At 53.3% G+C, this 12,374-nt stretch carries 12 protein-coding genes; 3 read left to right on the top strand and 9 right to left on the bottom strand.

What is annotated here, in order from left to right; genetic code table 11:
• Window positions 1–113: 113 nt before the first annotated feature.
• Entirely contained in the window at window positions 114–371 is a 258-nt protein-coding gene (gene bhsA, locus HV127_RS18945) for a multiple stress resistance protein BhsA (protein WP_110277139.1), read from the bottom strand.
• Between the two features lie 249 nt (window positions 372–620).
• On the opposite strand from bhsA, the gene HV127_RS18940 reads away from it, so the two are divergent.
• Window positions 621–1,256, top strand: coding sequence for a TetR/AcrR family transcriptional regulator (locus HV127_RS18940; RefSeq protein ID WP_182237900.1), 636 nt, complete (start codon window positions 621–623; stop codon window positions 1,254–1,256).
• A 227-nt stretch (window positions 1,257–1,483) separates the two neighbouring features.
• On the top strand, window positions 1,484–3,661 hold the full coding sequence (locus tag HV127_RS18935; RefSeq protein WP_182237898.1) for a TonB-dependent siderophore receptor: 2,178 nt from the start codon (window positions 1,484–1,486) through the stop codon (window positions 3,659–3,661).
• A 47-nt stretch (window positions 3,662–3,708) separates the two neighbouring features.
• On the opposite strand, the gene HV127_RS18930 is transcribed toward HV127_RS18935, so the two are convergent.
• From HV127_RS18930 to hinT, 8 genes are all read right to left on the bottom strand, one after another.
• Entirely contained in the window at window positions 3,709–4,248 is a 540-nt protein-coding gene (locus tag HV127_RS18930; RefSeq protein WP_112216808.1) for a glycine zipper 2TM domain-containing protein, read from the bottom strand.
• A 210-nt stretch (window positions 4,249–4,458) separates the two neighbouring features.
• Window positions 4,459–5,763, bottom strand: a complete 1,305-nt coding sequence (locus HV127_RS18925) for an NAD(P)/FAD-dependent oxidoreductase (RefSeq protein ID WP_182237896.1) — start codon at window positions 5,761–5,763, stop codon at window positions 4,459–4,461.
• A 234-nt stretch (window positions 5,764–5,997) separates the two neighbouring features.
• The gene (gene ycfP, locus HV127_RS18920) at window positions 5,998–6,540 is read right to left on the bottom strand and encodes an alpha/beta hydrolase YcfP (protein ID WP_112216810.1); all 543 of its coding nucleotides are present in this window, start codon (window positions 6,538–6,540) and stop codon (window positions 5,998–6,000) included.
• A 36-nt stretch (window positions 6,541–6,576) separates the two neighbouring features.
• On the bottom strand, window positions 6,577–7,587 hold the full coding sequence (nagZ, locus tag HV127_RS18915; protein WP_182237894.1) for a beta-N-acetylhexosaminidase: 1,011 nt from the start codon (window positions 7,585–7,587) through the stop codon (window positions 6,577–6,579).
• A 31-nt stretch (window positions 7,588–7,618) separates the two neighbouring features.
• Entirely contained in the window at window positions 7,619–8,437 is an 819-nt protein-coding gene (gene thiK, locus HV127_RS18910) for a thiamine kinase (protein ID WP_182237892.1), read from the bottom strand.
• Window positions 8,418–9,044, bottom strand: a complete 627-nt coding sequence (gene lpoB / locus HV127_RS18905) for a penicillin-binding protein activator LpoB (protein WP_182240732.1) — start codon at window positions 9,042–9,044, stop codon at window positions 8,418–8,420. Before lpoB ends, thiK begins: the two co-directional genes overlap by 20 nt.
• Window positions 9,045–9,065: 21 nt before the next feature.
• Window positions 9,066–9,440, bottom strand: a complete 375-nt coding sequence (locus HV127_RS18900; RefSeq protein ID WP_181482679.1) for a YcfL family protein — start codon at window positions 9,438–9,440, stop codon at window positions 9,066–9,068.
• A gap of 5 nt (window positions 9,441–9,445) precedes the next feature.
• The gene (hinT, locus tag HV127_RS18895) at window positions 9,446–9,802 is read right to left on the bottom strand and encodes a purine nucleoside phosphoramidase (protein WP_041144975.1); all 357 of its coding nucleotides are present in this window, start codon (window positions 9,800–9,802) and stop codon (window positions 9,446–9,448) included.
• A 353-nt stretch (window positions 9,803–10,155) separates the two neighbouring features.
• Here hinT and fhuE point away from each other — a divergent pair, with 353 nt between their 5' ends.
• On the top strand, window positions 10,156–12,339 hold the full coding sequence (gene fhuE / locus HV127_RS18890; RefSeq protein ID WP_182240729.1) for a ferric-rhodotorulic acid/ferric-coprogen receptor FhuE: 2,184 nt from the start codon (window positions 10,156–10,158) through the stop codon (window positions 12,337–12,339).
• Window positions 12,340–12,374 lie beyond the last annotated feature (35 nt).

The raw sequence follows: 12,374 nt of genomic DNA, 5'->3' as shown, positions 1-12,374 counted from the left end.
TGGCGGTTTTTTTGTAGCAATAATCAAACAGGGTACAACATATTTCTTGCTAACGCGGGCTGCTGAAGGGGTCAGGTCCGCGTTTTGTCAGTGGCATGACAGGGTACAAAAAATTATTTGTAGATAACCGCAGTCCCGTGAAGGGTGTTAGGACCGGTTACCGAAGTAATACGATAAGAGCTTGCGCCCATTTCTTCAGCCTTTTGCGCCAGCTGATCTTCCAGAGAACCCAGGTTGGTCCCGGCGGAAGCGGAAACGGTGCCAATTTTATGCTGGCCTGCCGGGGTTGACTGAACTTCAACAGCGGCAAAGCTTGCGAAAGAGAGCGAGCTAAGAACAGCGGCGATGGCCAATGTTTTAACGTTTTTCATGATTATTATACCTATGCAGATGAATGTTTTTGTAGGGTCGAACGAATTAACTTAACGATCGATAGATAAATAATAATGTGATCCACATCACACGTCAAACCATTTTTATAACGACCGTTTAACTATTTATAAAAAACTTAAAATTCATACATATATGAATTATTTATTTTTAGAGCAACATCACTGGCAGCCCACGACGTTTATTTTTATAATGCCCTTTCAACAAACCAACACAGGTACAACGGCACCATGACAACTGACGTTCAAGGTTGCGTAAAAAAAAGCCGTGGCCGACCTAAAGTGTTCGACAGGGACGCGGCGCTGGATAAGGCCATGACACTCTTCTGGCAGCACGGCTATGAAGCCACCTCTCTTGCCGATCTGGTGGAGGCGACGGGCGCAAAAGCGCCAACGCTCTATGCAGAATTCGTGAATAAAGAGGGGTTGTTTCGCGCAGTGCTGGATCGCTACATCTCTCGCTTTGCCGCCAAACACGAAGCATTGCTGTTTGATGAGGGCAAAACCGTCGATCAGGCATTGCGCGATTACTTCACCGCTGTCGCCACCTGCTTTACCAGCAAAGAAACGCCCGCAGGCTGCTTTATGGTCAACGCCTCTGCAGCGCTGGCGGCCTCGTCTACCGATATCGCCAATACGCTTAAATCGCGGCATGCCATGCAGGAACAGGCATTGACGCAATTTCTACAGCAGCGGCAGCTGCGCGGCGAGCTTCCGTCTGACGGCGACGTGAGCCAACTGGCGCAGTTCTTAAGCTGCGTATTGCAGGGCATGTCAATCAGCGCCCGCGAAGGTGCAGATTTCACTAAAATCATGCAAATTGCCGAGACCACGATGCGTCTTTGGCCGCAGGTTCTTCAGCACTAGCGCTCTCTTACCGGTGGTTCTCCACCGGTTCCCTCCCCTTTATCCATACATTCAGTAATGCTTTCAATAGCTTATTTCTATATTTCACGCGAATGATATTGATAACAATAATCAATACGGGCAAACTTCAGCCTTAAACATTTCTGTTTATTTCACCTTGTAACAACCGGTGCGCCCGTACCGGAAAACTAAAACAACGATATCGTAAACTCATAAAAGGAATGAGCATGAAAACGCGTCTCTGGGTGCTTAACCCACTGCTGCTGGCAACCGCCCTCCCCGCCTGGGCCGCTGATGACAACATGATCGTCAGCGCCAACCGTACACACCGTACCGTCGCTGAAATGGCCCAGACCACCTGGGTTATCGAAGGCCAGGAAATTGAACAACAGGTTCAGGGCGGTAAAGAGTTCAAAGACGTACTGGCGCAGCTGATCCCCGGCATCGACGTCAGCAGCCAGGGACGTACTAACTACGGAATGAATATGCGCGGTCGCGCGATCGTGGTGCTGATTGACGGCGTTCGCCTTAACTCTTCCCGTACCGACAGCCGTCAGCTCGACTCTATCGATCCTTTCAACATTGAGCACATCGAGGTGATCTCCGGGGCAACATCGCTGTACGGCGGCGGCAGTACCGGCGGTCTTATCAATATCGTCACCAAAAAGGGCCAACAGGAGCGCCAGGTCGATCTGGAGCTGGGCGGCAAAACCGGCTTTGCTAATAGCAACGATCATGATGAGCGCGTCGCGACGGCGGTGAGTGGTGGAACCGACCACGCATCTGGCCGCTTGTCCGTAGCCTATCAACGCTTTGGCGGCTGGTATGACGGCAACAACGATGCGCTGATCCTCGATAATACCCAGACCGGGCTTCAGCACTCGGATCGCCTGGACGTGATGGGAACGGGAACCATCGAAATTGACAATAACCGTCAGCTCCAGCTGGTCACGCAATACTATAAAAGTCAGGGAGACGACTACGGACTGTATCTGGGGAAAAATATGTCGGCGGTGACCGGCGACGGTAAAGCCTTCACCACTGACGGTCTTAATTCCGACCGCGTCCCCGGCACCGAACGCCACTTGATTAGCTTGCAGTACTCAGATGCTGACTTCTTTGGTCAGAACCTGGTCAGCCAAATCTACTATCGTGATGAATCCCTGACCTTTTACCCCTTCCCTACGCTGAGTAAAGGCCAGGTCAGCAGCTTCTCTTCCTCAAAGCAGGATACCGATCAATATGGCGCGAAGATAACCCTGAATAGCCAGCCGCTGGACGGCTGGGATCTGACCTGGGGGCTGGATGCCGATCACGAAACATTCAACGCCAACCAGATGTTCTTCGACCTGGGGCAATCGATGCCTTCCGGCGGCCTGAATAATCAGTCGATTTATACTACCGGTCGTTATCCGAGCTACAGCATTACCAACCTGGCACCTTTCCTGCAGTCCAGCTATGACCTGAACGATATCTTCACCATTAGCGGCGGTGTGCGCTACCAGTGGACGGAAAATAAGGTCGATGATTTTGTCGGCTACGCCCAGCAGCAGGATGTCGCCAACGGCAAAGCCAGCTCGGCGGATGCGATTCCGGGTGGTAAAACCGATTACGACAACTTCTTATTTAACGCCGGGATTGTTGCCCACCTTACCGACCGTCAGCAAACCTGGTTTAACTTCTCCCAGGGCGTTGAGCTGCCGGATCCGGGCAAATATTACGGCATTGGCAAATATGGCGCAGCGGTCAACGGTCATCTGCCTCTGCTTTCAAGCGTTAACGTCGGCGATTCGCCATTGCAGGGAATTAAAGTCAACTCTTACGAGCTCGGCTGGCGCTACACCGGTGATAATCTACGCACTCAGTTGGCGGCTTACTACTCCACCTCGGATAAGACCATCGTCGTTAACCGTACCGATATGACTATCGACGTCGAGTCTGACAAACGCCGTATTTATGGACTTGAGGGAGCGGTAGACTACTTCTTCCCTGATAGCGACTGGAGCGCCGGGGCCAACTTTAACGTACTGAAATCTCAGGTGAAGAGTGAGGGCAGCTGGAAAAAATGGGATGTTACGCTCGCGTCGCCTTCAAAAGCCACCGCCTGGGTCGGCTGGGCGCCGGAACCATGGTCGCTACGGGTACAAAGCCAACAGGTATTTGATATCAGCGATGCCAGCGGCAATAAGCTCGATGGCTATAACACCGTGGACTTTATCGGCAGCTACGCGCTTCCTCTCGGCAAGCTAACCTTCAGCATTGAAAACCTGCTCAATGAAGACTATGTCACCATCTGGGGCCAGCGCGCACCGCTGCTTTACAGCCCAACCTACGGCAGCAGCTCTTTATATGAGTACAAAGGACGCGGTCGCACCTTTGGCCTGAACTACGCACTGAGCTTCTGATAAAAAAGCCCCTCAGACGGAGGGGCTAATAGAAATAAACATCTTTTTTACGCTTTATTAGTCAGAATCAGCTGACCATTACCGTCCAGCGGAATTTGCGTTCCGGGGTCGCGATCCATGCGGATTTTACCCTGCTGGTCGCCGATTTTATAAGTGACGTCATAACCGAGCATTTTTTCCGATTTGTCGTACACCGTTTTACAGCGCTGCTGGGTAGTGGTGTAGGTATCCCCTTCCTGCATCGATCCCTGTATCTGGTTACCGGCGTAGCCGCCGCCCAGCGCACCGACCACGGTAGCAACATCACGACCACGTCCGCCGCCAAACTGATGGCCAATAACGCCACCGGCGACTGCACCTAATACGGAACCCGCGATACGGTTTTCATCCTGCACCGGGCGACGATGGGTCACGGTGACGTTTCGGCACTCCTGGCGTGGCGTTTTAACGCTCTCTTTTATCGGCGTACTGGACACCACCTGCGCGTATTGTGGGCCACGATCTAACACGTTAAGACCAGCAACGGCTGCAACGCCCAGCGCCGCGGCCACGCCGATTCCTATACCCGCCAACATCGATTTATTCACGGGAGATCCTCCTTCATTGCTATTGCCTGTAATTCTGCGATCGGGACACAGGGCTTGCAAATAAGAAGCGGATTAAAAACACAGGAAAACAACAGGATTCAGAGGAATCCGAGAAGGTTTTGGGGATAAGGCAGAAGGATATTCTGGAATTGAGCTATAGATACACCGGGCGGCAAAACCATCACATCAGGTTCTGCCGCCCGTCGGTCATTAATGCAGCTTCAGACGCGGACGAATAATACGGTTGATACGGCCAACCAGCATCATCAGGCCGGTTTTAAAGTAGCCGTGCAGCGCAATCTGGTGCATACGGTACAGAGAGATGTACACGAAACGCGCGATGCGCCCTTCGATCATCATAGAACCGCGCATCAGGTTGCCCATCAGGCTTCCGACGGTGGAATAGTTAGAGAGCGACACCAGCGAACCGTGATCTTTATAGGTATAAGATTTCAGCGGTTTGCCTTTCATTTGCGCCAGAATATTGTGCAGGGCGCAGCTCGCCATCTGGTGTGCAGCCTGGGCGCGCGGCGGCACAAAACCACCTTCCGGACGGGCGCAGGAAGCGCAGTCGCCGATTGCGTAGATGTCCTGATCGCGCGTGGTCTGCAGCGTCGGCTCAACCACCAGTTGGTTGATGCGGTTAGTTTCCAGACCACCAATCTCTTTCATAAAGTCCGGTGCTTTAATCCCTGCCGCCCAGACCATCAGGTCAGCGTCAATAAATTCACCGTCTTTGGTGTGCAGACCGTTAGCATCGGCGCTGGTGACCATGGTTTTAGTCAACACGCGAACGCCAAGCTTGGTCAGCTCGCTGTGCGCAGCGCCAGAAATGCGCGGCGGCAGTGCAGGCAGAATGCGCTCCCCGGCTTCCACCAGCGTCACGTTCAGCGCTTCGTTAGTCAGTCCTTTGTAACCGTAGCTGTGCAGCTGTTTTACCGCATTGTGCAGTTCAGCAGAAAGCTCCACGCCGGTCGCGCCGCCGCCGACGATGGCGATATTCACTTTGCCGTTCGCGCCGAGATTCGCAGAATACTTCAGGAACAGATCCAGCATTTCCTGGTGGAAACGGCGCGCCTGATGCGGGTTGTCGAGGAAAATACAGTTCTCTTTTACGCCTGGGGTGTTGAAGTCGTTAGAAGTGCTTCCCAACGCCATGACCAGCGTGTCGTAATGCAACTTGCGCTCGGCAACCAGCAGTTCGCCTTTCTCGTTATGCACTTCGGCAAGGGTGATGGTCTTCGCTTCACGGTTGATATCCATCACCGAACCCAGTTGGAACTGGAAGCCATGGTTACGCGCATGAGCCAGATAGCTCAGCGCATCTACACCTTCATCAAGTGAACCGGTTGCCACTTCATGCAGCAGCGGTTTCCACAGGTGGCTATGATTGCGATCGACCAGCGTTATTTTGGCTTTTTTATTACGACCCAACTTTTTACCCAACTGAGTCGCCAGCTCCAGCCCACCGGCCCCACCACCTACAATCACTATTTTTTTCATTGGTGTAGTCACACAACCCCCTAAAATTATTAACCAATTGTTAATTAAAAGTTATAACAATAGCCTTTAATTAACAGCAGGTTACAGCAATGAAACCATCCAACGAGATCGAGAATAACATGAACGGTGCATTGGTCATACCAAAATTGATATGCATCAAGTTTTACCGCATATTTTTTGAGCGCACAGTCGCATAACTGGATAAAAAAAGCCCGCGGTGTTTTCACACTGCGGGCTGGAGGAGGATCAGCCGAGGGTTTTAAAGGCTTTTATTCGCTGAAGATGAGGAGAGATATTTTTAAACTTGTGGGTCTGCTCTTCATCCCAGATGATCTCGTAGTAATGATGCAGCAAATCCGCCGAACGCTGGCTATTCAGCGCTTCGTCCTGACGCGAGAGCACTACCAGGCAACGATCGCGATTTTTTTCACGGAAGTTATTCACGCACTTAGTGGCGATATCCGCATACTCTTCAGGCCGGTCAATCTTGCCTTCCATATTTTCATTGGGGAACAAATTCGGGTTCAGAATGGCCTGGCGGATATCGCAAAGAAAGCCAATCCGCTCCGCCCAGAAACCGCCAAGGCCCACGCCGCAAATCAGCGGGCGATCGTCAGCGCTCAGCTGTAGCATCTTGTCGACCTCTTTCAACAAGTGCTGCATATCATGTTTGGGATGCCGCGTGCTGTAGCTAATCAACCGGACGTCTGGGTCGATAAACTGTAGCTGAAGCACCTTCTCATGGTTACCGGGGCTGTTTGAGTCAAAACCATGTAAATAGATAATCATCGCATCCTCACCAGACAACAACGCCTTTCAGGTTTATTACGCGGATTTCGCCTCTTGCCAGCGCTCGTGAAGCTGTTCGAGCTGCGCGCTTATCGTTTTCCAGCGGGCGGAATCCCTTAACTCCTGACGACTAAAAGAACCTTTATGATACAATTTCGTAACACACTCTGTTTTGATCGGCGACAGGTTATCCAGCACGCTGACCGCACCTTTACGATTATTGCAGACCAGGATCATATCGCAACCCGCATCCAGCGATGCCTGCCCACGCTCGGCATAGCTGCCCATAATCGCCGCCCCTTCCATCGACAGATCGTCAGAGAAAATAACCCCGTCAAAGCCCAGTTCACCGCGCAGAACCGTCTTCAGCCAGTGCGCTGAACCGCTGGCCGGACGCGGGTCAACGTCGCTGTAAATAACGTGAGCAGGCATAATGGCATCCAGCCGCTGCTCAGTGATAAGCGTGCGGAACACCGCCATATCTTTAGCGCGAATCTCCGCTTGCGCGCGCGGGTCACGCGGCGTCTCTTTGTGTGAATCTGCGGTCACCGCACCGTGACCGGGGAAGTGCTTACCGGTAGTTTTCATTCCCGCACCGTGCATTCCGTCAATAAAATGACGGGCTATCGCCAGCGCTTTGTCGGGGTCTTCATGATAAGAACGTTCGCCGATGGCGGCGCTGATATGCCCAACGTCCAGCACCGGTGCAAAGCTAATATCGATATCCATGGCGATCATTTCGCTGGCCATCAGCCAACCGGCCTCTTCTACCAGCTTACCGCCCTCTTCCATGCCGAGCAGCGCGGCAAAGGATTGCGCCGCCGGTAGGCGGGTAAAACCCTCGCGGAAACGCTGCACGCGACCGCCTTCCTGGTCAACCGCCACCACCAGATGGTTGCGAGAAGCCTCGCGGATCTGGCGAACCAGCTCGCGTAACTGCGCTGGATCGTGGTAGTTGCGGGTAAACAGGATTAGCCCGCCAACTAAGGGATGCGCCAGAATCTCACGCTCTTCCGCATCCAGTTCAAAACCTTCGACATCCAACATTACCGGGCCCACACATACCTCTCTTATCTTTTTATTCTTTCTCTAGCTGACGCCATATCTCATTCGCCAGCGCAATAAACTGTCGATCGCCGGTTTGTTGCCAGCGTCGCTCATACCAGCCTGCCATCAGCAGACGTACCCATGGACGCCAGCGCTGTATTTGTCGCCATAGCTGAAGCTCATCAATATGCGCCAGCCTCGCGTACTCTGCCGCTAGCTGGCGGTGCGCCACGGGCTCAATCCATACCGCAGCCAGCTCCAGCGCGATATCACCATCCCCGGCATACTCCCAATCAATAAGCCGCAGCCCACCCTCGCTATGGACAATATTGCCCGCGTGAACATCCATATGTAATGGCGCGAGACGCAACGGCCGAGGTTCGCCGCGTAGCAACAGTTGCTTATGCCAGCGTAACCATAACGGCGTGCGCCGGGCGGAATCGCACTGCTGCCAGTAAAGCTCAAGCAATGGGCTCAGCGTAATACGCCAGCCAAAGCGTGGTTGCCGGTGCAGATGATACAGTAACCCCGCAAGCGCCGGACACTCCGGCAGTGCGTTTGCCACGTCACCGATGAAATATTCCACCACCATCCAGGCAGGAGAATAAAAAAGCGGAGCCGGAGCAAGCGTAGCAGGGAGACGGGAGAGCGCATGGTACTGGCGACGAAAATGACAGATTGGCGCCTGCACATCATGCGGCTGGCGCAGAACCAATCTTTGGCGACCATCGCTGATGACACAACTGCCGCCGCTCAGACCGTTTTCAGTCAGCGCGGCGATAGGTGAAAAACCAGGAAAAAAGCGCGACAGCACTTCGTCGCGCGTAAGCTTATTGTTGCTGAACCGCACCTTTACCTGACCAGATAATTTCGCCAGTTTGCACCAGCATCAGTTGCATTTTCAGCTCAGGCGAGTTGACGTTGCCGGTCGCGTTGGAATAGAGCACATACTGTGCGCCAACGGTACGGGCAATACCCATCGCCTTACTGCGGCTGCCGAGGCTATCCTGTGGCGACAGGCCAAGCTGCTGTTTGGCGACGCCGAGCTGCTGCTGCGATACGAGGGTAAATTTACCGTTACCCGACAGCGCGTTGTGTAACGCGGTTGTCGCCTCAGCGGCGTTCAACGTGCCGTTGGTGCGGTTGTTTACGCTATCAATCAGCAGAATACTACCTGCTGTCACGCCGCCCGCTTGCAGCATTTGTCCAACCATCGGCTGCACTGCGCTGCTCCAGTCATAATGACGCACGCGCGGGGCCGGTTGCGCTGGCTCCTCGCCATGTTCAATTGGGCCTGGCTGCGTAGGTATCACAGGAATACTTGGCACAGTCGGCTGCGGCTGAACAGGCTGCTGCGGTTTTGGCTGTGCTTCCTCAACGGGAGCGGGCTGCTGACCTGGCCCTACGCACCCGGCAAGGAATATCGCCAGTGCGGTAACAAGTGCATAGCGACACATTTTAATCATTACGATGACCTCTTACAGATAAAGATAAAGTCGGGCCTTGTGCGCCCCCAGAATATTGGCGCTGCCGTAAAGCGTGACCGAGGAGTGCGCGGGAACCGTTATGCTGCGCGCCGGCTCAAGTGGATGCATCTCCAACCCTCTGGCGTCATACCAGAAAAAGCGATAATGCACGGTCACGGGTACCTGGCGCTCATTAAATAGTCTTGTGGTCGCCGTCGCTTGTATCTCTGAGGCGGTCACCGTCGGTACTTCAGCGCTAATCCCCGCCGCCAGTACGTTAGATTCCATCACCAGACTTTGCTGATCGCTGACCGGTATTTCCGGATGCGAACTGCATCCAGCCAGGAGCGTCGCGGCCAGAAGTGCGCCGAAATGGGCTGCGCGCATGGGTATTAACCTTTGTGGGCCAGCATTGGACCTAATGGACGCCCGCCCAGCAGATGCATGTGGATATGGTAGACCTCCTGACCCCCGTGGCGATTGCAGTTGACGATCAGACGGTAGCCATCGTCTGCAAGCCCCTCGTCGCGGGCAATTTTCGCCGCAACGGTCATCATCCGGCCAAGAGCCAGTTCATGCTCCGTAGTCACATCGTTGACGGTTGGAATCAGGATATTAGGAATGATCAGAATATGGGTCGGCGCCTGCGGGGAGATATCGCGAAAAGCGGTGACCAGCTCGTCCTGATAAACAATATCCGACGGGATCTCCCGGCGAATGATTTTGCTGAAAATCGTTTCTTCTGCCATGACTGATTCCTTATTAATTTTTATACCGTGCTCTGGCCTGCCCCTGCAGATAAACGCGGATGCACAGGATTCGCTTAAGAGTATGAGCGAGTTACTCCCACTCTTTCAACCTGAAAGCGTTTTTTCTTACGCGACAAAGGACTTAGCTGCTGACTGATTAATCATTTCGCATGTTCGCCATTTTCACTAGCCCACCCAAAACCATTCACCACACACATTTTACCTCTGTTTACATATTAAATATTAATGCGTATATTTCTCATTTGTATTCACATTGAATGCAACGCGCTTTCGATCGACCGCGGTCACAGAGCCTCGGCGAATAATAATTATCATATGATCAAGGGTTTATGATGTCTCTCTCCACCAACACCCGGGATGGGCATATTGCGACATCTCTGCTTGCCATGGGCATAGCGCTGGCGCTCTTTCCTGACCTCGGCCAGGCCGCCAGTAAGTCCGAAGAAACTCTCATTGTAGAAGGTTCCACAGATACCGCTTCCAGTGCTCAAGAGCAGGATTACAGCGTCAAAACCACCTCTGCCGGGACCAAGATGGAAATGGCCCAGCGCGATATCCCACAATCGGTCAGCATTATCACCGAGCAACGGATGCAGGATCAGCAGTTGCAAACCCTTGGCGACGTGATGGATCACACGACCGGGATCAGCAGCAGCCAGGCAGACTCCGATCGCACCAGCTACTACTCTCGCGGCTTTCAAATTGACAACTACATGGTCGATGGTATTCCGACCTGGTTTGAATCCCGCTGGAATCTGGGTGACGCCCTTACCGATATGGCGCTCTTCGAGCGAGTGGAAGTCGTGCGTGGCGCCAATGGCCTGCTGACAGGTACGGGCAACCCGGCCGCGTCAATCAACATGATTCGTAAACACGCCACCAGCCGCGAGTTTAAAGGCAATGTCTCTGCGGAGTACGGTAGCTGGAACAAGCAGCGCTATGTTGCTGATATGCAAAGCCCGCTGACCGAAGACGGCAACGTGCGTGCGCGTATTATCGCGGGCTATCAAAATAACGACTCGTGGCTCGATCGTTATAATAGCGAAAAAACCTTCTTCTCCGGCATTCTTGATGCTGACCTCGGGACCTCAACCAGCTTATCCGCTGGCTACGAATATCAGCGTATCGACGTGAATAGCCCAACATGGGGTGGTCTGCCGCGCTGGAATACCGATGGCAGCAAAAACCACTACGACCGTTCTCATAGCACCGCCCCTGATTGGGCTTATAACGACAAAGAGATCAACAAAGTTTTCGTCACGCTAAAACAGCGCTTTGCCGATACCTGGCAGGCGACGATGAACGCGACCCACTCCGAGGTCAAGTTCGACAGCAAAATGATGTACGTCGATGCGTACGTCAATAAAGAGACCGGGATGCTGGTGGGGCCTTATGGCAATTACGGTCCGAGCTTTACCTACGTTGGCGGGACCGGCTGGAACAGCGGCAAGCGTAAAGTCGACGCCGTGGATTTGTTTGCAGATGGCGGCTACGACCTGTTTGGTCGCCAGCACAACCTGATGATTGGCGGCAGCTACAGCAAGCAAAATAACCGCTACTTCAGCTCCTGGGCAAACGTATTTCCGGATGAGATCGGTAATTTCTATGACTTTAATAGTGCCAGCTTCCCGGAAACCAACTGGGGACCGCAGAGCCTGGCGCAGGACGATACCACGCGAATGAAATCGGTATATGCGGCGACTCGTATCTCCCTGCTTGATCCGCTGCACTTGATCCTTGGCGTCCGTTATAACAACTGGAGTATCGAGACGCTGACCTACAATATGGAGAAAAACCATACTACGCCGTACGCCGGTCTGGTTTACGACATCAACGATAACTGGTCGGCCTACACCAGCTACACCTCCGTTTTCCAGCCGCAGAATAAGCGTGATAGTTCCGGTAAATATCTGACCCCGGTTACCGGTAATAACTATGAAGTCGGCCTGAAGTCCGACTGGATGGACAGCCGTCTGACCACCACCCTCTCCATATTCCGCATCGAACAGGATAACCTCGGCCAGGCAACCGGCGGGCAAATCCCTGGCAGCAACGGCGAGGCGGCCTATAAAACCGTCAATGGTACCGTAAGCAAAGGGGTGGAGTTCGAAATCAACGGCGCGCTTACCGATAACTGGCAGATGACCTTCGGCGCGACTCGCTTTGTTGCCGAGGATAATGAAGGCAACGCGGTGAACCCTAACTTGCCGCGTACCAGCGTCAAGCTGTTCACCAGCTATCGCCTGCCGGTGATGCCTGCTCTGACCGTCGGCGGCGGCGTTAACTGGCAAAACCGTGTTTATAAAGATACCGCTACCCCTTACGGTACTTTCCGTGCGGAACAAGGCAGCTACGCGCTGGTGGATTTGTTTACCCGTTACCAGGTCAGCAAAAACTTTGCCTTACAGGGCAACGTCAATAACCTGTTCGACAAAACCTACGATACCAACATCGACGGCTCGATTGTGTACGGCGAACCGCGCAACTTCAGCATTACCGCCAGCTATCAGTTCTGATTCGCGGTCAATGTTTCGGGAGCCAATCGGCTCCC

The organism is Klebsiella sp. RHBSTW-00215, from assembly GCF_014103785.1.
Classification (GTDB): domain Bacteria; phylum Pseudomonadota; class Gammaproteobacteria; order Enterobacterales; family Enterobacteriaceae; genus Klebsiella.
Note: the sequence above shows the minus strand (reverse complement) of the source record. Positions and strands in the feature narration are given on the sequence as shown.

Coding starts and splice junctions, on each gene's coding strand:
- HV127_RS18940 (WP_182237900.1), top strand. CDS start 621: ATGACAACTGACGTTCAAGGTTGCGTAAAAAAAAGCCGTGGCCGACCT.
- nagZ (WP_182237894.1), bottom strand. CDS start 7,587: ATGTTGGATGTCGAAGGTTTTGAACTGGATGCGGAAGAGCGTGAGATT.
- HV127_RS18935 (WP_182237898.1), top strand. CDS start 1,484: ATGAAAACGCGTCTCTGGGTGCTTAACCCACTGCTGCTGGCAACCGCC.
- fhuE (WP_182240729.1), top strand. CDS start 10,156: ATGTCTCTCTCCACCAACACCCGGGATGGGCATATTGCGACATCTCTG.
- lpoB (WP_182240732.1), bottom strand. CDS start 9,044: ATGTGTCGCTATGCACTTGTTACCGCACTGGCGATATTCCTTGCCGGG.
- ycfP (WP_112216810.1), bottom strand. CDS start 6,540: ATGATTATCTATTTACATGGTTTTGACTCAAACAGCCCCGGTAACCAT.
- HV127_RS18900 (WP_181482679.1), bottom strand. CDS start 9,440: ATGCGCGCAGCCCATTTCGGCGCACTTCTGGCCGCGACGCTCCTGGCT.
- hinT (WP_041144975.1), bottom strand. CDS start 9,802: ATGGCAGAAGAAACGATTTTCAGCAAAATCATTCGCCGGGAGATCCCG.
- bhsA (WP_110277139.1), bottom strand. CDS start 371: ATGAAAAACGTTAAAACATTGGCCATCGCCGCTGTTCTTAGCTCGCTC.